This window comes from Chitinophaga varians (assembly GCF_012641275.1).
Classification (GTDB): Bacteria; Bacteroidota; Bacteroidia; order Chitinophagales; family Chitinophagaceae; genus Chitinophaga; species Chitinophaga varians_A.
In genome coordinates this window covers 525520-545605 of record NZ_JABAIA010000001.1, presented here as the reverse complement: position 1 = coordinate 545605, position 20086 = coordinate 525520, and the positions used below count along the sequence as shown (strand labels likewise).

General features: G+C 50.8%; 24 protein-coding genes. 13 read left to right on the top strand and 11 right to left on the bottom strand.

Annotated features, from left to right (window positions below; all coding sequences use genetic code 11):
- Positions 1 to 4 precede the first annotated feature (4 nt).
- Both HGH92_RS02210 and HGH92_RS02205 read right to left on the bottom strand, forming a co-directional pair.
- Positions 5 to 1588 (bottom strand): oleate hydratase, encoded by a 1584-nt coding sequence (locus tag HGH92_RS02210; RefSeq protein ID WP_168869127.1) that lies wholly within the window; start codon positions 1586 to 1588, stop codon positions 5 to 7.
- A 72-nt stretch (positions 1589 to 1660) separates the two neighbouring features.
- Positions 1661 to 2320 carry a GNAT family N-acetyltransferase gene (locus HGH92_RS02205; RefSeq protein WP_168869126.1) on the bottom strand — a complete coding sequence of 220 codons (660 nt, stop codon included), beginning with the start codon at positions 2318 to 2320 and terminating at the stop codon, positions 1661 to 1663.
- Between the two features lie 123 nt (positions 2321 to 2443).
- Here HGH92_RS02205 and HGH92_RS02200 point away from each other — a divergent pair, with 123 nt between their 5' ends.
- The 5 genes from HGH92_RS02200 to HGH92_RS02180 all read left to right on the top strand — a co-directional run bounded on the left by HGH92_RS02200 (position 2444) and on the right by HGH92_RS02180 (position 5652).
- Positions 2444 to 3007 (top strand): peroxiredoxin, encoded by a 564-nt coding sequence (locus HGH92_RS02200; protein WP_168869125.1) that lies wholly within the window; start codon positions 2444 to 2446, stop codon positions 3005 to 3007.
- A 25-nt stretch (positions 3008 to 3032) separates the two neighbouring features.
- Positions 3033 to 3437, top strand: a complete 405-nt coding sequence (locus HGH92_RS02195) for an NUDIX hydrolase (RefSeq protein ID WP_168869124.1) — start codon at positions 3033 to 3035, stop codon at positions 3435 to 3437.
- 9 nt (positions 3438 to 3446) lie between these two features.
- Entirely contained in the window at positions 3447 to 4223 is a 777-nt protein-coding gene (locus tag HGH92_RS02190; protein ID WP_168869123.1) for a hypothetical protein, read from the top strand.
- A gap of 109 nt (positions 4224 to 4332) precedes the next feature.
- Positions 4333 to 4902 carry a Crp/Fnr family transcriptional regulator gene (locus HGH92_RS02185; protein WP_168869122.1) on the top strand — a complete coding sequence of 190 codons (570 nt, stop codon included), beginning with the start codon at positions 4333 to 4335 and terminating at the stop codon, positions 4900 to 4902.
- Positions 4903 to 4959: 57 nt separating this feature from the next.
- A complete protein-coding gene (locus tag HGH92_RS02180; protein WP_168869121.1) occupies positions 4960 to 5652 on the top strand; it encodes a class I SAM-dependent methyltransferase in 693 nt (230 codons plus the stop codon).
- Between the two features lies 1 nt (position 5653).
- Here the strand turns inward: HGH92_RS02180 and HGH92_RS02175 are convergent, their stop codons facing one another.
- On the bottom strand, positions 5654 to 6841 hold the full coding sequence (locus tag HGH92_RS02175) for an MFS transporter (RefSeq protein ID WP_168869120.1): 1188 nt from the start codon (positions 6839 to 6841) through the stop codon (positions 5654 to 5656).
- A gap of 65 nt (positions 6842 to 6906) precedes the next feature.
- On the opposite strand from HGH92_RS02175, the gene HGH92_RS02170 reads away from it, so the two are divergent.
- Positions 6907 to 7752 (top strand): helix-turn-helix transcriptional regulator, encoded by an 846-nt coding sequence (locus HGH92_RS02170; RefSeq protein ID WP_168869119.1) that lies wholly within the window; start codon positions 6907 to 6909, stop codon positions 7750 to 7752.
- On the opposite strand, the gene HGH92_RS02165 is transcribed toward HGH92_RS02170, so the two are convergent.
- The 3 genes from HGH92_RS02165 to HGH92_RS02155 all read right to left on the bottom strand — a co-directional run bounded on the left by HGH92_RS02165 (position 7735) and on the right by HGH92_RS02155 (position 11000).
- On the bottom strand, positions 7735 to 8484 hold the full coding sequence (locus HGH92_RS02165) for a metallophosphoesterase family protein (RefSeq protein ID WP_168869118.1): 750 nt from the start codon (positions 8482 to 8484) through the stop codon (positions 7735 to 7737). The genes HGH92_RS02170 and HGH92_RS02165 overlap by 18 nt on opposite strands.
- 125 nt (positions 8485 to 8609) lie before the next feature.
- Positions 8610 to 9587 carry a DUF1080 domain-containing protein gene (locus tag HGH92_RS02160; RefSeq protein ID WP_168869117.1) on the bottom strand — a complete coding sequence of 326 codons (978 nt, stop codon included), beginning with the start codon at positions 9585 to 9587 and terminating at the stop codon, positions 8610 to 8612.
- A gap of 75 nt (positions 9588 to 9662) precedes the next feature.
- A complete protein-coding gene (locus HGH92_RS02155) occupies positions 9663 to 11000 on the bottom strand; it encodes a hypothetical protein (RefSeq protein ID WP_168869116.1) in 1338 nt (445 codons plus the stop codon).
- A 257-nt stretch (positions 11001 to 11257) separates the two neighbouring features.
- Between HGH92_RS02155 and HGH92_RS02150 the strand changes: the two genes are divergently transcribed.
- Together HGH92_RS02150 and HGH92_RS02145 are read left to right on the top strand one after the other, a co-directional pair.
- On the top strand, positions 11258 to 11767 hold the full coding sequence (locus tag HGH92_RS02150; RefSeq protein WP_168869115.1) for an RNA polymerase sigma factor: 510 nt from the start codon (positions 11258 to 11260) through the stop codon (positions 11765 to 11767).
- 5 nt (positions 11768 to 11772) lie between these two features.
- Positions 11773 to 12423: a hypothetical protein gene (locus tag HGH92_RS02145; RefSeq protein WP_168869114.1), complete on the top strand. Its 651-nt coding sequence runs from the start codon at positions 11773 to 11775 to the stop codon at positions 12421 to 12423.
- 98 nt (positions 12424 to 12521) lie between these two features.
- On the opposite strand, the gene HGH92_RS02140 is transcribed toward HGH92_RS02145, so the two are convergent.
- Together HGH92_RS02140 and HGH92_RS02135 are read right to left on the bottom strand one after the other, a co-directional pair.
- Entirely contained in the window at positions 12522 to 12995 is a 474-nt protein-coding gene (locus HGH92_RS02140; protein WP_168869113.1) for a copper resistance protein NlpE N-terminal domain-containing protein, read from the bottom strand.
- Positions 12996 to 13049: 54 nt separating this feature from the next.
- Positions 13050 to 13379, bottom strand: coding sequence for a DMT family transporter (locus HGH92_RS02135; protein WP_168869112.1), 330 nt, complete (start codon positions 13377 to 13379; stop codon positions 13050 to 13052).
- Between the two features lie 361 nt (positions 13380 to 13740).
- Between HGH92_RS02135 and HGH92_RS02130 the strand changes: the two genes are divergently transcribed.
- Together HGH92_RS02130 and xth are read left to right on the top strand one after the other, a co-directional pair.
- On the top strand, positions 13741 to 14304 hold the full coding sequence (locus tag HGH92_RS02130) for a hypothetical protein (RefSeq protein ID WP_168869111.1): 564 nt from the start codon (positions 13741 to 13743) through the stop codon (positions 14302 to 14304).
- A gap of 104 nt (positions 14305 to 14408) precedes the next feature.
- Positions 14409 to 15185 (top strand): exodeoxyribonuclease III, encoded by a 777-nt coding sequence (gene xth / locus HGH92_RS02125; RefSeq protein ID WP_168869110.1) that lies wholly within the window; start codon positions 14409 to 14411, stop codon positions 15183 to 15185.
- On the opposite strand, the gene HGH92_RS02120 is transcribed toward xth, so the two are convergent.
- Entirely contained in the window at positions 15186 to 15761 is a 576-nt protein-coding gene (locus HGH92_RS02120) for a thioredoxin family protein (protein ID WP_168869109.1), read from the bottom strand.
- Between the two features lie 11 nt (positions 15762 to 15772).
- The gene (locus HGH92_RS02115; protein ID WP_168869108.1) at positions 15773 to 16378 is read right to left on the bottom strand and encodes a nucleosidase; all 606 of its coding nucleotides are present in this window, start codon (positions 16376 to 16378) and stop codon (positions 15773 to 15775) included.
- Positions 16379 to 16516: 138 nt separating this feature from the next.
- Between HGH92_RS02115 and HGH92_RS02110 the strand changes: the two genes are divergently transcribed.
- The 3 genes from HGH92_RS02110 (at position 16517) to asnA (ending at position 19026) form a co-directional block, all read left to right on the top strand.
- The gene (locus HGH92_RS02110; protein WP_168869107.1) at positions 16517 to 17476 is read left to right on the top strand and encodes an SRPBCC domain-containing protein; all 960 of its coding nucleotides are present in this window, start codon (positions 16517 to 16519) and stop codon (positions 17474 to 17476) included.
- A 65-nt stretch (positions 17477 to 17541) separates the two neighbouring features.
- Positions 17542 to 17835, top strand: a complete 294-nt coding sequence (locus tag HGH92_RS02105) for a hypothetical protein (protein WP_168869106.1) — start codon at positions 17542 to 17544, stop codon at positions 17833 to 17835.
- A gap of 210 nt (positions 17836 to 18045) precedes the next feature.
- The gene (asnA, locus tag HGH92_RS02100; RefSeq protein WP_168869105.1) at positions 18046 to 19026 is read left to right on the top strand and encodes an aspartate--ammonia ligase; all 981 of its coding nucleotides are present in this window, start codon (positions 18046 to 18048) and stop codon (positions 19024 to 19026) included.
- A gap of 51 nt (positions 19027 to 19077) precedes the next feature.
- On the opposite strand, the gene cobA is transcribed toward asnA, so the two are convergent.
- Positions 19078 to 19803, bottom strand: coding sequence for a uroporphyrinogen-III C-methyltransferase (cobA, locus tag HGH92_RS02095; RefSeq protein WP_168869104.1), 726 nt, complete (start codon positions 19801 to 19803; stop codon positions 19078 to 19080).
- Between the last annotated feature and the right edge of the window lie 283 nt (positions 19804 to 20086).

Sequence of the window (20086 nt, the reverse complement as noted above, 5' to 3'; positions counted from 1 at the left end):
ATGATTAACGGTAAGCGGTGTGTACGGCTTTGGCCAGCACATCAGGACGGCGGTTGTAAGGTGTTACAGGCGCCACTTCCCTGTCTATGTTGAGCAACGTGTACACAGCAGTGCGGGCGGCCCTTACGGAGTATTCCTCTGTAAATACCATGTCCTGCGGTATCTCCACAAACTGGCTGATCATAGCGAGGTTGGTGGAACCCCTGGGCACTACCGGCGGCCGGTCGGACTTGGCATGTGGCTGAAACAACGCATCGATGTAGGGCATCATAACGGGGATGACGTTCACTACGCTCTCTTTGATTTCAGTTTCATGTTGTTCAAAATGCAGGTGGTGTAGCAACTCGGTGAGGATTTCTTCCCCGGTGCAGTCGATCATTCTTTTCTGCACAAAATCGCCCGTTTTGTCGGGATAGAGGCCGTAGCCCCAGAAGATGGTGGTATCCTCGCCCTGCGCTTTAAAATGCGGTTGCGCTGCCACCACGATAGACATCCGCCAGGAGGAATCTTTGAAGGTCATCAGTGCGCCGCTGCCGGGTTTGTTGCCGGAGAAGGCTTCTATGAGCTTCAGCATTTTGTTGCCCCGGAAGGTGGCGGTAAAGGAATACCATTTTGTTTCATCGGGTTTGCCGAAGAAAGGGTCCGGATTACCGAGGCGTGGTTTTTTAAGCGCAATCTTTTTCCACAGCGCAAAAGAAGGCGGATTGTCCGGCAGGTACCGGGCCGGCGTTTTATAGTCGCCATTATCGGAGTTGTCCGTGATGCAGCCGTTCGTGAAGAAACAGAGATCACCTTCCTGTAGCGCGATACTGCCTGTTTGTCCGTCGGCGTCCTGATATTGTATAGCCGTTACCGTTATACCGTTGTCGTCTTTGAAAATAAGATCGGTCACGGTCCTTTTCAGGGAGTAATCGACCCCGAATTTGTCGAGGTGTTTTTTGATGGGAAGGATGACGGATTCATATTGGTTGTACGGCGTTCTGGTGACACCTTCCAGCGTGTCTATCCTGGAAAACTCCAGGATCATGCGGTTCATGTATCTTCTGAACTCGAAGAGGCTGGACCATTCCTGCCATGCGAACGTGGTTTGCCACATGTACCAGAAATTGGTGGTGAAAAAGTGGTCGCCGAACCACTCGCGGATGGTCATATGGTCCAGTTCATTTTCGTCGGTGAAGAAGAGTTTGAGCATCTTCATCCGGTCGTCATGATCGAAGCCCATGGAATGCACGTCGAGGATTTTACCGTATTTATCGATCAGTCTTGCTTTGGCGTGGGTGGGATTGGCATGGTCGAAGGCCAGTATTTCGTCTTTTACGGAGATATTGGGCATTTCGAGGGAGGGAATGCGGCTGGTGAGGTCCCAGAAATTCTCATATGTTTCTTCGTTAAGCATTCTGCCACCACGGCATACAAAGCCCTCCTGTTTGGCGCCGGCGCCGTCGTTGCTGCCGCCTAGAATGGGCAGTGCTTCGATGATGTGAATGTTTTCTCCTTTGAAACCAGCGTCTTCAATCAGGTAAACGGCTGCGGCCAATGAAGCGAGGCCTCCGCCTACAAAATAGGCGTGTTTGTTGCTATCGTGCATAATCAATCAATTTTAAGCAGTTTAACGGAGTTGTGTGTGATGACTTAACAACCGGGTGGTTGTTTTGTTGTCTCAGGGTTGCGGGATAACTGCAGTGGTGTATAATGAGTACAATTTCCAGCCGAGCGTTTCATACAGTGCTTTGCCGGCAGGTGTAGCCACGAGTATGCCCTTTTTGAAGCCACGCGAGACGGCTTCCATGGTGAGGGCGTTCATAACGGCGCTTCCCAGTCCGCGGCGCTGATGTGCAGGCGTGGTGGCGATGCGGTCGTAAATAGTATAGTCGTCAACGATAGCCAGCAGGCCACTGGCGGCTGTTTCGCCGTCGGCAGTGTATATGGTGGCTGCGGGGCCGGCGCTGGTGGTGGTAACAGTAAGGGTGTATCCTTCAGGAAGCCGCACCCCTGGAGGGTGAACAGGCAGGGAGCAGGTCATCATGAATCCGGGGCGCTGTATCTCCCAGCGGGGAGGCAGTACGGGTCTTACGAGGGAGGCCGGCGCACATACTTTCAGAAAAACCGCCGGTTGGAAAATGGTGTTGGCGAAGTGAAACAGACCGGGGCCAAGTGCAGAAAAAACGTACCGTTTTTGCTGGTCTGGCCATCCTACATCTACCCGGAGTCCGCCGTGGTCGGCTATTGGAGGTGGGAGTTCCCGCGCCAGTGACCAACCTTTCAGCCATGTTTCCACTATCTGAGGGTCTGCTTGCTCATATGTTTCTTCTGTTGTCATGAGGCACAATAAAGGTAGGCATTTGATGTCTCCCAAAAACATCTGTTATAGTAAAATATTCAAATTCTGTGTCTGTTACATATTCTTCCGGTGGATTAATTTTGACATCAAAAACAGGAAATCATGGAAACAGATCTGACGTACCTGCCGCCCAACCTGCCCGTCCCAACAGATGACGGCGCCTGTGATCATCTCGACGGATTACAAATACCGGATATACAATTAGCTGCCACAGACGGCACGATGCTGCGCCTGCGGAATATCCCCGGGAGACTGGTCATTTATTGTTATCCGATGACAGGGCCCTCCCATATCCCATTGCCCCCCGGATGGGACGAGATACCCGGCGCCCGCGGATGCACACCGCAGGCCTGTTCCTTCCGTGACCACTATCAGGAGCTGCAACAGTTACAGACAACTGTCTTCGGCATGAGCACGCAGTCACCGGAAATGCAGCGCTCCGAACGGGAACGCATACACTTGCCTTTTCACCTGCTGAGCGATGAGCACCGGCATTTCAGCGAAGCACTCAGGCTACCTGTGCATATGGTGGACTCACTCATTCTCATCAAAAGACTGACGCTGGTCTTTGAAAATGGTTACATCCGCAAACATTTTTATCCTGTATTTCCGCCGGACAAACATATCGATGAAGTGCTGGCTTACCTGAAAGCAACCGCTGTATAAACCAGCTTTTGCTTATTTTTGCGGGATGAAGTACATAGATTGTGTTGGCCTTATCGTAGTGGAAAACAGAGAGCTGATGCTGGCTTTCAGTAAAAACAAAAATGCCTGGTACCTGCCCGGCGGGAAAGTGGACGCCGGCGAAACACCGCTGCAAGCCATGCAACGGGAAATAAGAGAAGAGCTGAATATGGACCTCCCTGCTGACAGCCTGCATTGGTACTATCACATTACCGCCCCGGCTTTCGGCGAAAACAATGTGGAGATGCGGCAAAACTGTTTCCTGCATCAGTTGCGGCAAACACCGCAGCCATCAGCGGAAATAGGCGCCGTGCGTTTCTTCAGCCTCGAAACATACCGAAAAGAACAGCATCAGGTACGCGGTGTATTGCTGGCATTTGAAAAACTGCAACAGGACGGCCTGGTGGATTAACAATACTATATGAAAGTCATCCGTCATCAAGATCATATCGATATTATGGCTGAGGAAGGCGAAGAGATCACTATTCACCGGGAAACAATATATCCCGGCAGGGTAGTGGTCTTTAAGCGCTTGTCGGAAAATGCCTGGCAGGAAATCCATTTCGATAAAAACAACGGAACATGGATCAGCCGTGAAGAACGGGAACAAACGTTACCTGTTTTGCACTTTGACTTCGGGGAGGCTGGTATTAAAGCTGAAGTGGAACATGTATTTCTGGACACGATCAACTTTAACGGCTATACGCCCCTGCACAAGGATACGGAAACCATACGTGTCCGGCTGTTTCGTGAGGGGAAAGCGTGTGGCCATGGCGTTCGTGAAGTCCGGGTAAATGAAGGAAGATATGATTACGCCAAAGCCGCGCGCCATGATGTGGACAGTTTGTTGCAAACGGAGGCTGGCAAACGGAAGTTTGACCTCTTCCTGCGTGATACATATGCCCATTTGCCTGTGGAAGAAAAGATTCACTATCACTACGGCCGCATCCTCTTTGAAGACAGGATGCAGGGCGGCTATCCTTCCGGTTATACCAGTCCCGCAGCAAGCTGTTTCGCCAAATGGTTCATAGATACTTTTTCGCCCTATAACACCGATTGTATCGGTACTTTACAGGAGATCGCGAAGCGGTTCGGTCTTCACATCGATGAAACGCAGTTACGGGAAATGGTCCGCTATGAATTACACAGCGCTGAATGGCGGACCATCGCGGGTCAGCTGGGGCTGCTGGACAAATAGCCACTGCTGCGTAACGGGTTTCATCAATGCTGAATAATGTTAAAGTCAATTCATTTTTTGCAATCCCGCCCGGAAAAATCTAAGTTTACAGCCCATTAATACTACGGCCATGCAACGCATGCACGAACTTCTCCGTCAACAGGTAAATATCACTGAAGAAGACTGGCGCACTTTTTCTGCCTGCTTTGAACCTAAAACCTATCCGGCTAAAACTTTCTATCTGCAGGCAGGGGAAACGGAGAACTATCTCACCTTCGTGGAAAGCGGTGTGGTACGTTTTTATGTAGAAGCTGCCAATGGCGATGAAACGACCGTCGGATTTGCTTTTGACGGCTGGTTCATGTGCGTGTACAGTTCGTTCTATACCCGCGAGCCTTCGCGTTATTACGGCGAAACCATCACTGAAACAAAGTTGTGGCGTATTCACTACGACGATATGCAACGGATGTACGACCAGCTGCGGGTCGTGGACCGGATAGGCCGGCTGGCAACGGAACAAATGCTGCTCATCAAATCAGAACGGGAACTGTCATTGCTGACGAAGACGGCGGAGGAGCGTTACCTGGACCTGCTCAGCAAGTCCCCGCAGCTGTTCCGTTATGTGCCCCTCAAGCACCTGGCTTCCTATATCGGCATTACCCCGCAGGCGCTCAGCCGTATCCGCAAACGGATTTCTTAACCCAGGTTCATCTGCCCGGCGATGTTTGTCAGCTACCTTTGCTGAAAACTATGTGAAGTGAGCCAAACAGACCCATTCCGCCAGATATCGCGCGGCATCTACACCTGCCTGGAACAGACTACCGGTGCGTCCTATGATTTTAAAGCAGGTTATTACGAGCGGCTGGTCAGTACCCACTGGTTCAATCGCCTCTTCTGGGACACCTCCCGCAACGATTACCAGGAGTTTGCGGCCAAAGGAATTCTACGTACAGCCGGCACCGTATTGGACATCGGTTGTGGCGGCCTTGCACAAACATCGCAGCTGTACCGGGCCACCGGCAATGACTGCATACTGCTGGACCGCTCCGTCGAAATGCTTAAGATAGCCCGGGCCAGGCTCTCTGCCGATAACGGCAGGTTGCCTTCCAATATACAGCTGCTGCAAGGCGACGCCTTTCAGTTACCTTTTCCCGACCATACCTTTGATACCGTATGCAGCTTTGGCACCATTCATCTGTTTGACAACAAACGGGCGTTTGTGGACGAAGCCTTGCGGGTGCTGAAACCCGGCGGTAGATGTTACTTCTATTCCATGACGAGCGAGCGGAAGATCAGCCGCATTTTTATGTCTTCCCTGCGGCTGGTGCATGAATTCGGCGAAGTATACTCTGCGGCGCAAACGCTGTCATTGTTTCATCAGCGGCCGTTGCTCGTCAGCAGTCATCTGATCGGTAGTACTATATTCATGGAGGGACTGAAAACGAAATAGGTTATTGCTCCGCAGGTACTGCGCGGGATTGCGCCCTGGCAGACCATCCTACAATGACCAGGGCTATTACGCTCCATAACAACAATTGCCAGGTGGCCATGTCCCAGCCGCCATACTGCCACGCTGCCACACCACAGGAGGTGCCCAGGGCCGCGCCCATAAAATAGGCTGTCATATATACGGTATTGAGCCTGCTGTGGGCGTGTTCGTGCAAGCTGTATATCCGGGTGAAATTAGTGATCTGTGTGGCCTGTACGCCTACGTCCAGCAGGAAGATGCTGACAGACAACAACAGTATGGAATGAGGAAATATCTTCAGCAGCAGAATACTGACAATGACCATCGACACGGTCAGGAACAGCGATTTGTAAACCTGTCCCTTGTCTGCCAGTTTACCGAAGAGAGGGGCCGCCAGTGCGCCGCCGATAGCGATCAGACCAAACAATCCGATACGCGAGGCGGAATAATGCAACGGCGCCGCGCTCAGGTGAAAAGTCAGCGTTGTCCAGAAAGAACAGAACGTCCCAAACGTAAAAGCGCCCAGCAGCGCGGCCTGGCGTAATACGCTGTATTCCCCGATGAGTTTTACAGTAGAGGATAACAGTTGGGGATAACTGCCCTGGAATTTTGGAGGTATCACCGGCAGGTAACGGTACAGGAGCACTGTCACAATAAGCACCAGCAACGCCGATATGGCAAATACATAACGCCAGCCCAGCAGATCGGATACGGCGCCCGCTACCACCCGCGCGCCCAGTATGCCGATGAGAATACCGGCAAACACACGTCCGACCGTTTTACCCCTGTCGCCTGTGCTGATGGTGGCTGACATAGGCAGCAGTATCTGTGCCGGCGTAGAACCGATGCCGACGAAAAAGCTGAGCAGGCAGATCTGCTGTATGCTACGCGCAAAACTCAACAGCAGCAAAGAGAAGAACAGCAGGCTGGTCAGGCCGGTGATCAGTTTTCTGCGGTCCAGCTTATCGCCCAGCGGCACTACGAAAAACATGCCCAGTCCATAACCCAGCTGGGCAAGGGTGGAGACCCTTCCCGCTTCACCGGCAGTAGCGCCGGTGGCGGCGCTGATATCATTCAGGATAGGCTGGTTGTAGTAAATATTGGCCACTGTCACCCCGGCGGAAATAGCCATCAGCGGGACCGTGAATGGATGGTAAGGCGTTGTTTTCATCTTACAAACCTACATTGACGGGGCTGCGGAAAACTTGTACTTTTGAGGATATTACTTGTATCAAAATGAGATTGATCCAGCACGACGATTTGTTTATCCGGCATTTCCAGGCAGGGGAGTGGCCCTTTGAACTACATAACCACAACCATTTTGAACTGATCTTTATTCATCACGGAGCAGGTACGCACCAGCTGAACGGAGAGACTTTCCGTTATGCCGGCCCTTGTGTGTATGCGCTGGCGCCGGAAGATGAGCACATCATTTATATTGAGCAGGAGACGAAATTCACGGTACTGAAATTTACCAACGTATATCTCGGACAGCAGTTGCAGGCTGCCGCCAAAGAACTGTGGGAGCAACGTTTTCAGCAGCTGATCGTTGCCACGCGCTCGCATGGCATACCGGCGGCGTTGCCGGAAGCGCTGGCCCGCATCGGTAACGTGATGCTGGTCATTGCGGCGGAATGGACGTTGCGCCCGGTGCCTTCCAACGAGGGCGTGTTACATCTGATACGTGGCGTGCTGGCGATGCTGGCGGAGCTGCTCACAGAAACGCAGCAGGGGCCGCTGCGGTCTGTAGCGCTTACAAAGGCCATGCACTACATCCACACACATATTGCCACTCCTGAACAGCTGCAGCAGGAGGTGATGGCGCCGGCGCTGCAAATGGGAAAGGCGCGGTTACAGGGATTGTTTAAACACGAGCTGGGCACTTCTGTCCGGGATTATATCAATGAATATAAAAGCCGGCAGATCGAAAATAAGCTCCGTTACAGTGATATGAGTATCAAGGAAATCGCCGTCAGCTACGGGTTTGGTGATCTCAGTCACCTGAATAAATTCTTCCGGAAAATGAAAGGCGTGAACCCCCGTTCTTACCGGGCGCAGTATAAATCAGGTGAGGACGCCTGACAGGAAATCTGCATAGAAGTCGGGAACAGGACTGTTACGTATGCCCGTTAACGTTAACTCCATATCATACTCCACTTTTTGTATCGTGGCACGGAACATTTCGGCCAGCGTAGGTGCGTTGCTGTTACAGATCTCCAGCCGGAGGTAAGACGCCAGCCGGTCGGGCTCTTTGCTGCGCCCGGCGGAGCCGGTGTTGATGGCGGTTTTCAGGCCGTTGCTGATGGTGCGGACATACGACAGATGGGTATGTCCGGTGATGAGGATATCTGCGCCGGCATTGTCCATCATTTCCTGCAGGGCTGCTTCGGGGTGATCGGCATAGAGGTACGTCTCATTGCTGTCGGGAGTGCCGTGCGCCAGTAAAATACGGTAACGTCCAAAGTGGAGGCGCAGCAGGGATGGCAGGGTACGGAGGAACTGTTTGTTATCGGCGGTGATGGTGTTGCGGGTAAATTCGATGGCGGTCAGCCGGGCGGCCCTTTCTTCCGGTCCGTGTTTGGCCAGGGGCTTCACGGGGAGGTCAAAAGCGATACGTTCGTCGTGGTTGCCCATAATAGTAGGAATACGCAGGGAACGGACCCGTGCTATCACTTCGTTGTGCCAGGGGGCGGCGTCGGTAAGATCGCCCAGGCAATAGAGCTGGTCGGCCCCATAGCGGGAAATATCTTCCAGCACGGCTTCCAGGGCAGGCAGGTTACCATGGACATCACTGATAACGGCTATTTTCATCATCCTCTCTTTGGGATGAAGGTAGGAAAGGGAGGGAGAAGAAAAATGGTATTAATAGCAGGAAAAGTTGTAAAAATGCAACGGGCCGGCTTTACGTGCCAGCCCGCTGAAAATATTTACAATAGTTTTTATTTAGCCGGTGTGATCACGAGTTTTTTGAATTCAATCGGACCGTGGTCGCCCTGAATATAAATCGGGCCGGGTTCACCTTCGTTGCTGTCCAGTGCGCCGCCGGTGATGCCGGGGATTTCCTGGTTGTTGATCACGGTTTTACCGTTTACCACGATGGTGACCATGCGTCCGATGAGCGTGATATCGTAGGTCTGCCATTTGTCGGGGCCGAGCGCGTTGATCTCGCTGGGGGCCAGGAAACCGTATACACCGCTGAACAGTACGCTGGACGGGTGAGTGTCCGGGCTGCTGTCTTCGATTTGTACTTCATGACGGCCTCTCAGGTAGATACCGCTGTTGCTTCCTTTCTGGTATCTGAATTCAGCGTGCAGTTTGAAGTCGGTGAATTTCTGCTCGGAGACGAGGTTGGCGCCGGAGTGCGGGCTGGTGAGGATGCCGTCTTTTACTATCCACTGGTTTTCTTTGCCGGCGGCTTTCCATCCGGAGAGGTCTTTACCGTTGAACAGGTTAATGGGCTTGCCCCAGGCAACGGTGCCGGTTTTTTTCAGGTAAGGGGCTTTTACGCCTTTCCAGTTGTATTTTTTGCCTTCGCTGGTGGTGATGGTGCCCTGGATGCCGGCGTCGGTGAGTTCACCTTCGATGACAAAGTCCTGGTTACCGCCTTCCCATTGTGGTGGGATGGAGAAGTTGAATTTACCGTTGTCGAAGTTGACTTTCGCTACGGGCCGGGCGCTGCCGGAGGTGCCTACAAAATATCCCACGAGGGTTTTGAAGCCGGAGAGTTTCACTTCCAGCCAGGAGGGGGCGGATTTACCGTTTTCGTCGATGGTGATGTCCCAGCGGCCGATCAGAGCTTTCGCATCTGTGGGCGCCTGAGCAGTGCAGGGCTGCGGGTGGCCGGATGCCATTGCCGGGGCCATGGCTCCCAGTGTTAATAAGCCGCTCATGCCGAGTACCAGGATGTTTCTGCGCATATGTATCATGTTTTAGCTGATTCTTGAAATCTTTCAGCAGAACAAGATACCGCTTATTCGCATTTTTCCAAATGCCTATCTTACCTCAAACCGCAGGTATTTGCTGAATACGCCCATCGTGGAGATGCCCTGGATGACGCATACAAATACGCCGGGAAGATCATTGAGCCGGAAAGAGAAATTGGCGTGGCCCTGTTCGTCGGTGTTGATCAGGTGGTTCCAGTACAGGGTGGTATTGTAGTTGCGGGCGGTGACGGTATCGCTGGCCTGCTGGAATTCCGGCACCTGGTATACTGGTTTTACTTTTTTCACATAGCCGGGTTCCTGTTGGGGTACGGGTACCTTAGGGTTTGCGGGAGCAGGGGTGATGACGGTGGCTGCCGCTGTTTCTTCCGGTGTGAAGATGGTGCTGTCGGCCATATCTTCCGGCGTATAGGGGTAGTTGATTTTGGCAAGCTGGTGATTGACTCTTTCGATATCATTCAGAAAATTGATTTTAAATTCAGACTGGTTACCTTTCACTACGCTGAGGATGGCGTCCGGTTGTCCGGAAGGGGTGAACAGCTGGTAGGAGTTGAGGCAGAAGAGCCCGTCTTTATTGGTTTTCAGGGTAATCATTTCATTGTTTTTCATGAGCAGCAAGGGGATGGGTTTCTTCACTTTTTTAGTGCCTTTGGTGACGAAACCGCTGACCGGGTTGAGTTCCTGTTGCGCAGTGGAAAGGTCTACCGATGCGGGGAGCCGGTATTGGTCGATGAAATAGTAATGGCAGATGTCCCATTTATCGTGTTTGCGCAGTCTTCTTTCGCACACGCAGGCGACGGAGAACAGTCCCTGTATGGCTTTGCCGGTAGTGTCGGTAAGTACCACGCGGCAATTGACCATGCCTCGTTGCTGATAGGCCGCAGAATCTGTTTCCAGCCGGATGCAGATATTGGAGTCCGGTATTTTCAGTTTAGCCGTACGGGTGGTATCTGCCGGCGTCTTTTTCATTTTAAAGGCGGGCTGATGTGGTTTGCGGACGGATATCCACTGCTGGAATTCCTGTTCGTGGTTGTCAGCGATGTAGTTGTTGGTGTAGCCTACGAGGGCATAGTCGCCGGAAGGCAGGCTGTCCGGCAGTTCCAGCAGACCTTTGCAAACGCCGCGGTCAAATGCAAAACGTTCGTTGAGCACCGGTTTATGGGTGACTGGATTGATGAGGGCCACGAAGAGCGTGTGATAGGGGAGGGTGTCGGTCGCCCGGATATTCAGGAGGTAACCGGTGAACCATATTTTTTCCGCGGGCGTGTAGATGTGTTTGTCTGTGTGGATATACAGCCCTGTGGAGTTGATGTCCCTGTTTTGTGCATGGCAGGGGATGTACAGTATGTACAGAATGATGCTCAGTTGCAGGAGTGTAAAGTTTTTCATGGCTGTTTGGTTGTAGTCAGTTTTCGATATAGGCCGGGAACGGCCGGGTTATGATGGTAATGGTGCTGATGCAGTCCTTACCACGTTACTGCAATACTATAGCAGAATCAAGGCCTAAGTCTCCTGATCTCTCTAAAAACCAGCGATTAACGTGAGATTAACATGCTGTCAGGCAGGCCCTTCCAAAAAAAAGTTCCAGCCTTGTGATTTTTCTCTTCATCCGGCGAATAATAAAACAGTAACATTATTTTTTATCAATGGATTCCGTTATTACAGATCAGTTCCTGGCCGTAGTAGAGACGCACAAGGGCATCATTTACAAGGTGGCCAATGCCTGGTGCAGGCAGGCAGAGGACAGGAAAGACCTTGTTCAGGAGATCATTGTACAGTTATGGAAGGCATTTGGAGGTTATGACAGCGGGAAGGCGCAGCACAGCACCTGGATATACCGTATTGCGCTGAATGTGGCCATTTCCTTTTACCGTAGGGAAACCCGCCGTCAGGCCGCGACAGACAGGCTGAAGGCGGCGGTGCTGGAAATGGAAGGCAACGGGACTGTAATAGAAACAGATGAACAGCTGCAATTGTTGCAGCGGTTCATACATGACCTTCGGGAGCTGGACCGGGCGCTGATACTCTTGTATCTGGAAGAAAAAAGCCATCAGGAAATTGCGGAGATACTGGGCATCTCCGTGACCAATGTGGCGACGAAGATCGGGCGGATCAAAGTATTGCTGAGGCAGCAATTTTCACGTATTAAAACGTAATCGTCATGCAAGACACAGACATTATTCATCTTTGGAAATCGTACGAAAAGCAGTTGGACGAAAACCTGTTCCTGAACAAAAAAAACGCAGCAGAAATTACCGGCATTAAAATTCATTCATCTATCGCCGCTATGCGGCCCATCAAATACTTTGCGCTGCTGGCGGGCATTTTATGGGTTGCATTTATTGACACGCTGCTGGTCGGCATGTTTAGCACCGCCAGCCCGTTTTTCCTGGTGTCAATGGGCATTCAGTCACTGCTTACCACTGTTGCTATCGGTATCTACCTCTATCAGCTGATATTGATCGAAACGATAGACATTTCGGGGCCGGTGCTGGACGCACAGGAAAAGCTGTCCGGACTGAAATCTTCTACCTTGTGGTGCGCCCGTTTGTTATGGCTGCAACTGCCGGTGTGGACCACCTTTTACCTTCATGCGGCCATGTTCATCAGGGAAAATGCATGGCTGCTGGTGATACAAGGGATCGTAACAGCCGGCTTTACCATCGTGGCGATCTGGCTTTTTATGAATATTCGTTATGAAAACAAGGACCGTAAATGGTTCCGGTGGCTTTTTGAAGGAAAGGAATGGACGCCTGTGCTTCGGTCCCTGGACATGCTGGAGGAGATAAAGGCGTTCCGGGAAGGAAAATAAGGCAGGGGTGGAAAGGTGCAGGCCACATCTTAGATATCATTTCAGATGGGGCCTCCTGCGTCATCAACAAATCGTAGCCCAGGGCTTCAGCCCTGGGGCTATTGGCGGCGCAGGTTATATTCCGCCCCGTTGGTTTTTTCTGCCTGCCCGGGCGCCTGTATGGAACGTTCCTGCAGCTGAATGGTATTATCATCAATGATGCTAAAGGAAGTACCCCGGTCGGCCAGATTTTTATAAGTGAGATAGATGCTTTTGTTGGCGGCATCGTAGCTCCATTTGCCGGTGTTGTCCATCTGGTGTTCCGGCTTGCCTTCTTTGGAGAGGTAACTTTCTTTCATGCTGAAAGTGGAGTCTGTATGGAAGGTAATGGAAATGTCCTTTTTTTGGGCGCCACCGGGAATAGTGCCTTTGAAAGTACCGGCATTAAAAGCGGCTGTTTCGGGAGCGGGCATGGGCGCAGGCATTGTGGAATCGGGTATTTCCTTTTGCCTGGAGGGGTTGCTGTTATTACAGCCCAGTGTGATAGCGGTGGCTACCGTACAGATGAGAAAGAAAAAGGATGTTTTGTTCATACAGCGGTTTTTATGCATTAACAGCGGTATGCCCGGGTTTGTTTGACAGGATGGTCAATGTGCAGAAGTTTTGGAAAACAGGTTCACGATGATCACGCCGACGATGATGAACAACAAGCCGATAATGGCGGCGGTGTCCAGCTTCTGGCGGAACATCACCACGCCGATGACAGATACCAGCACAATGCCAAGGCCGGACCAGATGGCATATGCGATGCCGAGCGGAATTTGTTTCAGGGTAAGGCTCAGGCAATAAAAAGCAATGGCATACCCGGTGACAACGATGATGGAAGGCCAGAGACGGGAGAACCCTTCAGAAGCTTTCAGCGCGGAAGTAGCAATGACCTCCGCAATAATGGCAATCAGTAGTAGTACGTATTTCATCTGCATCGGTTTACGGCTAAAGTAACAGATGCGCCCCGGAAAAAAAATTTTTTGTCTGATGGAAAAACAGGCGTCCGGCATTTTGGCGTATAGGCTCAATTATATACCGACAGTGGTGCCACCACTGCTCAAAAGATGGCTGGCAGGGAGGCATCCGGGAGAATCGTGTAATGCATGCCGATAGTTCCAAAAGGCAGACTGACAGGAAGCGGAATTGAATAAATCGTTTATTCGCGGCCGTTACATGCAGCGGATAGGCTGACTCAAAGAGGCACAGGTTAATCAAGTGCCGGTTATTTGAAAAAGAATAACTGGTTTAACTTAATTTAGCGCTTCCTATACTTTGTATTTATTTATGCCAATGACCAAACTAATTGCTGTTGCACTGTTAAGCTCCATGCCCCTGATTGCCGCTGCCCAGAAAGATTCACTGCCGGACAACGGATTAAAGCCCCTACAGATAAAAGGTAACCTTATTCTGCCGGGCATAGGCATGTCGCTGGAAAGAAAGTTGTCCCCTAAAACCACGTTGCACGCGGAGATAGACCTGATGGGAAGTTACTATTACACTTACAGCTCGTACTATGGAGGCGACTGGGGGTATGAACTGGTCCCCGCGGTCCGGCTGGAGGAACGTTTTTATTACAACCTGCGTAAACGCCTTGCCCGCGGCAAGTCTATGCGCAACAACAGCGGAAACTTCCTCGCTGTCAGCGGAAGTTATTTTTTCGGACCGGTGGCCAACAGGAACATGCGCAGCCAATGGTCATTTTCATTGCAGCCGCTATGGGGCATGCAACGGGGCGTAGGCAAACATTTTAGTTTTGATGCCCGCTTTGGCCTGGGACCGGTATATTACAGCGATGTCCGCAGATGGGAGGTGCAACCCCGTGCACAATTAATGTTGGGTTATGTCATCAGATAAACGTTCACGGCTATATTTGTTCACACGATAAAGGCACGACGAAGATACAGGTGCGGCATGCTGATTTTTTTATTAACTTGGATAGCTAACCAAGACCTGTTTCCATGAAAATCGCGACTTATAATGTCAATGGTATCAATGCCCGTTTGCCGGTGCTGCTACGCTGGTTGAAAGAGTCTGCGCCAGACGTGGCCTGCCTGCAGGAGCTGAAAGCGCCGCAGGAAAAATTTCCGGAGCTGGCTATCCGCGAAGCGGGATATGATGTGATATGGCATGGCCAGAAGAGCTGGAATGGTATTGCTATCCTGTCTAAAGTAGGTGTGCCGCAGGAAATCAGAAGAACGCTGCCGGGAGATGAGGAAGATGTGCACAGCCGCTATATGGAAGCTGCTATCAACGGGGTATTGATTGGTTGCCTGTACCTGCCAAATGGCAATCCTGCGCCAGGGCCGAAATTTGACTATAAGCTCAGCTGGTTTAAGCGGCTGACGGCTCATGCACAGGAACTGCTTTCACAAAAGACGCCAGTCATTCTTACCGGTGATTACAATGTGATGCCTACTGACCTGGATGTATATAAACCGGAACGCTGGGTGGATGACGCCTTGTTCAGGCCGGAAGTAAAATCGGCTTTCCATGCGCTGGTGGCGCAAGGCTGGACAGACGCCATCCGCAAGCTGCATCCCGGTGAAAAGATTTATACCTTCTGGGACTACTTCCGTAATGCTTACGAAAGGGATGCCGGCCTGCGGATAGACCACTTTCTGTTGAGCCCCGAGGTAGATAAGCGCCTGGTGGCTGCGGGCGTGGACCGTCATGTACGGGGATGGGAGAAGTCCAGCGACCATGCGCCGGTATGGATAGAATTAAAAGGCGCGTGATCAGGCAGGGGTGACTTTCTGTACTGCTGCCAGTACTTCCAGCAACTCGGCCTGCAAACTTTTGCCTTTGTCTTCATTGTACCACTGCTGTAATTCGATCTTCGTCCGTTCAAAGTCTGCTTTCTCTGCTTTCAGCCGGTTGTACAACACCTGGCATTCGGCGGGCCTGGGGCCCCATACGGCCATATCGTTGCCATCCCGGTCACGGATGATCAGTTTGGGGATGGACCTGGTGCCGTTGGTCAGATACTGTTCTATCAGGAAAGGAGGTGTATCACGTAGCTGTATGTCGATGGTGATCAGCGGATTCAGTGCCGCTATTTTGTGCAGGAAAGGCACAATATGCGCAGCATCGCCACACCAGGGTTCCGTGATGATCACCCATTGTTGCGGGGTCGTGATATTTTTTACGGCCGCTGCGATGTCTTCGACGATCACACCGGTTTTCAGCCAGCGTTGTTGTCTCGACCAGTTGAGTTTTGTATAATTGAAATAGTCGGGGTTGCTGTAAGGAGCCTTCGGTTCCGCGTCTTGCAGGATGTTCTCAAACAGCTGCAGATAGTCTGTAAAATTCATCTCTCACATTTTTATTGTTGAAGGCCGGAAATAATTTTCCGGAAGGCCGCAGCAGCATGGTGCACCTGTACGCTCCATTCTTCTGCTGCACCGCCATCGGCGCCGTCCGTGATATATTTCAGGCACAGAAAAGGTATATTCTCTTTCATGGCCACCATCGCGAGGGAATATGCTTCCATATCGATCACGTTGTAGTCAACGGTACTGTGGCCCGTCTCGAAATTGTCGCCTGTGCCGCAGATGCCATACTGAAAGCCGTCCAGCTGAAGCCCATATTCCAGCACCGGTTCCAGGTTGGAGAATGGCGTTTCATATTTACGGTAGCCAAGACCGGTAACGTCCATGTCCCGCTGTATAAAACGGTTGCAGCATACTACTTCGCCACGTTTGAAAGTGTTACTGCCGGCAGAGCCCAGGTTGACGATCAGTGCCGGTCTTTCTTCCTGTATCCTTTTAGTCAGGTTAAAAGCGGCGTTCACCTTTCCGATGCCGGCGATCAGGATATTATCCCCGTTAAATTCTTCCGCTGCTTCGGAGCTGAGTGCAAAGACAAAAAGTGGTCGCTGGCTCAACAGGCTGGTGATATGCTGCGTCTGTACTGACGGTTCCTGGATCATATATGTTCTACGGTTGTGTTAGTAATTGAAAGCTGCCGCAAAGTTACGTTAAAATGCGGTAGCAGAGCGGTGTTTTGGGTGCGTGGTTACCTGTGGGATACCGCGATATTGACTTACATTTATTACTTTAGGCTTACGATGGACCCACAGCAACAATTTAACGAGACCCTGCGGCAATGGATAGCTTTTCTGGACGATTATTCACTGGAGATGGTCTGCCGGCCAACCAGCGCCGCGGCGTGGTCGCTCGGACAGGTATACAGGCATATCATCGATGATACCGGCTGGTATGTGGAGCAGGTGGAGACGGCATTGGTGCGCCGGGAACATCATGATCAGGAGATGACCGAAGAAGGCCGGCAGATACTGGCCAATGGGTTTCCGGACATACGGATTGCAGGACCTGCCACTAACACGTTTATTCCGCAGCCGGAAAGCCTTGACCAGTTGCGGCAAGGGCTGTTGTCCATTCAGCAGTCGGTTGCGAAGTTATGTCACAACGGTGATTTTGCAGCTGCCACAGGCAAAACGAAGCACCCGGGCCTGGGATATTTTACGGCGGCGGAATGGCTGCGTTTTGCGGTGGTGCATATGCAACACCACCTGCGGCAAAAAGAGAGAATCGACGCGCAGTTGTTTGCCGGTAATACAGTGAATAAATCAGTACTTATTCAGTCGCCGGCAGCGAAAGTGTGGGAAATGCTTACTGTTCCTGAAAAAATAGGGCAATGGATGATGGACACGCCGGTACAGGTTGCGTCTGACTGGCAGGTGGGCAGCCCGCTGGTGTTTACCGGTGATCTGCATGGGATACCTTTTGAAAACAAAGGCGTGATACTGCAACTGGAACCGGAAAAACTGCTGGCTTATACACATTGGAGTTCCCTCTCCGAAAGGCCGGATGAACCGGGGCAGTATGGCATTATCACCTTCAGGCTGACAAGTACCGCTGAAGGCACGGTGTTGGACTTCTCCCAGACGAATACCGGCAAATACGCCACGGACCGGCATGTCAACTACTATTGGGGCACGGTGCTGGTACTGATTAAAAGACTTTGTGAGGCGGCAGCTACACTAATCACCCCCATGAAAAAATAAGGGCTGTCGGTTTTGTTCTATTTTCCGGGGGTAGCGACGGGTAATTTTGAGTAAAGTTAAAAACAATGAAATACCTGATCATACTCCTTGCCCTGTTAAGCGTAACACCTATAGCCACTGCCACCATTCCGGAAGATGACAAGGAAAAAGCCCTGCTGGTGCTCCAGACCAAATGCAATATTTGTCATGTCCGCAATAACCCATTCCGCATTTTCAAAGAAAGGAACATGGAAAGAAATGCAAAGGACATCTATAAACAGGTGTTTGTGAAAGGACGTATGCCGCTCGGCAATGAAGTGAAGCTGACAGAGGAGGAGCGAGAAACGTTGAAGAAGTGGCTGGAAGCTAATATACATTAAGTATACTGTTGATAATCAATATATTAAAATATATTAGCAAGATCGGTATAGTAAAATTGCAAAATTTGTATAGTTTTTATGATTTTTCATTAAATATATCCTGTTTTTGTTGAAAAAATATTTCAAGATGTGATCATTTGTTAGTGAATATTTATAGTTTTGCAGTAAACGTTGAAATATATCCAAAACAATCTTATATCAACTAACAAGATGATCACATTAACTGCAAAAACAAACGATATCCTCCATTTGGAGAAGGGAATATCCCTCATTAAAGATTATTTCCCGGCAGGGTTAAGCCAACGGCTGTCGCTGACCAAAGTGTCCGCCCCTTTGTTCGTTCAATCCGGTACAGGATTTAATGATGACCTGAACGGCGTGGAAAAACCGGTAAAATTCAACCTGAAAAATATCCCCTACCCGGTGGAGATTGTTCAGTCTCTGGCCAAATGGAAACGTATGCGCCTGCATCAGCTGGGGCTGGAGCCGGAACAGGGCATCGTGACAGACATGCGGGCTATCCGCCCGGATGAAGTGGTGTCGCCTGTTCACAGCTTTTACGTGGACCAGTGGGACTGGGAAAAGCGTATCCTGGCAGAGCATCGCCGTATCAGTTACCTGAAAGAGACAGTAGAACAGATCTACCAGGCTGTCCTGGACACTAACGCCATGCTGGAAGAGGCGCACGAAAAGGCGCTGGACCTGCCTGCGTCCGTGTATTTCATCGATAGTGAAACACTGCTGAAACGTTATCCCGGTCTGACGCCCAAAGAAAGAGAAAACCGTATTGCGAAGGAATATGGCGCGGTATTTATCATGGGTATCGGTGGCTTGTTGTCTGATCAGGCGGTGCATGATGATCGTGCCCCGGATTATGATGATTGGTCTACCGCTAACGAAGAAGGTTTCTATGGCCTGAACGGGGACCTTATCCTGTGGAACCCGGCTATGAACAGTGCGCTGGAGCTGTCTTCCATGGGTATCCGGGTAGACGCTGGCGCGCTTCGTGAACAGCTTGCGCTGAAAGATTGTGAAAGCAGAAGCGAATTATTGTTCCACAGTAATGTATTGAACGACGTATATCCGTTGAGTATGGGTGGAGGCATCGGGCAGTCCCGCCTGTGCATGTTCCTGCTGCAGCGTAAACATATCTCCGATGTACAGTCCTGCATCTGGCCGGAAAATATCTAGAGATCCAGATACTGAAGAAGTCCCAAAAGGCATGCGCTTTTTGGGATTTTTTTATACCTGGAGATGTAGCGATACCACGTCTCCGATAACAATTATGGCCGGGTGACCGATGCCGGCCTGCTGTGCACGGAGATGAATATCGCTGACCGTGCCTGTTACGATGCGTGCCTGTGGCGTGGTGCCTTCCTGTATAATAGCTGCCGGCGTATATTGTTTCCCATGATCTATAAATATTTGCAGGATGTACCCGAGGTGGTGCATGCCCATGAGGATAACGACTGTGGCAGTAGACTGCGCTGCCAGGGCGATGTCGCCGGAGAGTTGGCCGGAGCAGGTGGTGCCGGTCGTTACCCAGAAACTTTCCGCCACGCCCCGGGAGGTAACGGGTATCATCTGTGAGGCCGGTACCGCTGTGGCGCTACTGATGCCGGGAATAACAGTCACGCCTATATGATGTTGCTGCGCCGTAATAATTTCTTCCACTGCCCTTCCAAAAACGAAGGGGTCTCCTCCTTTCAGTCTCACCACATGGCCGTACTGTTGGGCCATTTCCACTATCAGCCTGTTGATTTCTTCTTGTGGCAGGCTATGTCGGCCGCAACGTTTGCCTACATACTGCCGGATGGCTTGCGGTGGCGCGTGATCCAGCAACGCCGGGTTTACCAGTGCGTCATATAAGACTACGTCTGCCTGGCCAAGCACACGGACCGCTTTGAGCGTAATCAGTTCGGGGTCTCCCGGGCCGGCGCCGATTAGAGATAAAAATGGTGCTTTCATTTATATGGCAAATAAATTAATGTTAAATAATTGCCGGCTGAGCATTAAAAAACTACCCGTCCGGATTGTTCCTGATCTACGCCTGCTAAGGATAACCATTTGTTTTCAAATTATATTATAAATTAATTAATATGATTAAATTTTGAATTGACTATTTAAAAATAAAGTCAAAACAACTAATTTCATAATCAAAATCGAATGATCGGTGTAAGAAATGATAGTAAGTGCTCTTGAGAATATCATATTGAAAAATTGCTAATATAAATTCTCCATCCAAAATCTC

What these genes read in the sequence shown, in the direction of transcription:
- HGH92_RS02210 (WP_168869127.1), bottom strand. Translation starts at nt 1,588, where the DNA reads ATGCACGATAGCAACAAACACGCCTATTTTGTAGGCGGAGGCCTCGCT.
- HGH92_RS02205 (WP_168869126.1), bottom strand. Translation starts at nt 2,320, where the DNA reads ATGACAACAGAAGAAACATATGAGCAAGCAGACCCTCAGATAGTGGAA.
- HGH92_RS02200 (WP_168869125.1), top strand. Translation starts at nt 2,444, where the DNA reads ATGGAAACAGATCTGACGTACCTGCCGCCCAACCTGCCCGTCCCAACA.
- HGH92_RS02195 (WP_168869124.1), top strand. Translation starts at nt 3,033, where the DNA reads ATGAAGTACATAGATTGTGTTGGCCTTATCGTAGTGGAAAACAGAGAG.
- HGH92_RS02190 (WP_168869123.1), top strand. Translation starts at nt 3,447, where the DNA reads ATGAAAGTCATCCGTCATCAAGATCATATCGATATTATGGCTGAGGAA.
- HGH92_RS02185 (WP_168869122.1), top strand. Translation starts at nt 4,333, where the DNA reads ATGCAACGCATGCACGAACTTCTCCGTCAACAGGTAAATATCACTGAA.
- HGH92_RS02175 (WP_168869120.1), bottom strand. Translation starts at nt 6,841, where the DNA reads ATGAAAACAACGCCTTACCATCCATTCACGGTCCCGCTGATGGCTATT.
- HGH92_RS02170 (WP_168869119.1), top strand. Translation starts at nt 6,907, where the DNA reads ATGAGATTGATCCAGCACGACGATTTGTTTATCCGGCATTTCCAGGCA.
- HGH92_RS02165 (WP_168869118.1), bottom strand. Translation starts at nt 8,484, where the DNA reads ATGATGAAAATAGCCGTTATCAGTGATGTCCATGGTAACCTGCCTGCC.
- HGH92_RS02160 (WP_168869117.1), bottom strand. Translation starts at nt 9,587, where the DNA reads ATGCGCAGAAACATCCTGGTACTCGGCATGAGCGGCTTATTAACACTG.
- HGH92_RS02155 (WP_168869116.1), bottom strand. Translation starts at nt 11,000, where the DNA reads ATGAAAAACTTTACACTCCTGCAACTGAGCATCATTCTGTACATACTG.
- HGH92_RS02150 (WP_168869115.1), top strand. Translation starts at nt 11,258, where the DNA reads ATGGATTCCGTTATTACAGATCAGTTCCTGGCCGTAGTAGAGACGCAC.
- HGH92_RS02145 (WP_168869114.1), top strand. Translation starts at nt 11,773, where the DNA reads ATGCAAGACACAGACATTATTCATCTTTGGAAATCGTACGAAAAGCAG.
- HGH92_RS02140 (WP_168869113.1), bottom strand. Translation starts at nt 12,995, where the DNA reads ATGAACAAAACATCCTTTTTCTTTCTCATCTGTACGGTAGCCACCGCT.
- HGH92_RS02135 (WP_168869112.1), bottom strand. Translation starts at nt 13,379, where the DNA reads ATGAAATACGTACTACTACTGATTGCCATTATTGCGGAGGTCATTGCT.
- HGH92_RS02130 (WP_168869111.1), top strand. Translation starts at nt 13,741, where the DNA reads ATGACCAAACTAATTGCTGTTGCACTGTTAAGCTCCATGCCCCTGATT.
- xth (WP_168869110.1), top strand. Translation starts at nt 14,409, where the DNA reads ATGAAAATCGCGACTTATAATGTCAATGGTATCAATGCCCGTTTGCCG.
- HGH92_RS02120 (WP_168869109.1), bottom strand. Translation starts at nt 15,761, where the DNA reads ATGAATTTTACAGACTATCTGCAGCTGTTTGAGAACATCCTGCAAGAC.
- HGH92_RS02115 (WP_168869108.1), bottom strand. Translation starts at nt 16,378, where the DNA reads ATGATCCAGGAACCGTCAGTACAGACGCAGCATATCACCAGCCTGTTG.
- HGH92_RS02110 (WP_168869107.1), top strand. Translation starts at nt 16,517, where the DNA reads ATGGACCCACAGCAACAATTTAACGAGACCCTGCGGCAATGGATAGCT.
- HGH92_RS02105 (WP_168869106.1), top strand. Translation starts at nt 17,542, where the DNA reads ATGAAATACCTGATCATACTCCTTGCCCTGTTAAGCGTAACACCTATA.
- asnA (WP_168869105.1), top strand. Translation starts at nt 18,046, where the DNA reads ATGATCACATTAACTGCAAAAACAAACGATATCCTCCATTTGGAGAAG.
- cobA (WP_168869104.1), bottom strand. Translation starts at nt 19,803, where the DNA reads ATGAAAGCACCATTTTTATCTCTAATCGGCGCCGGCCCGGGAGACCCC.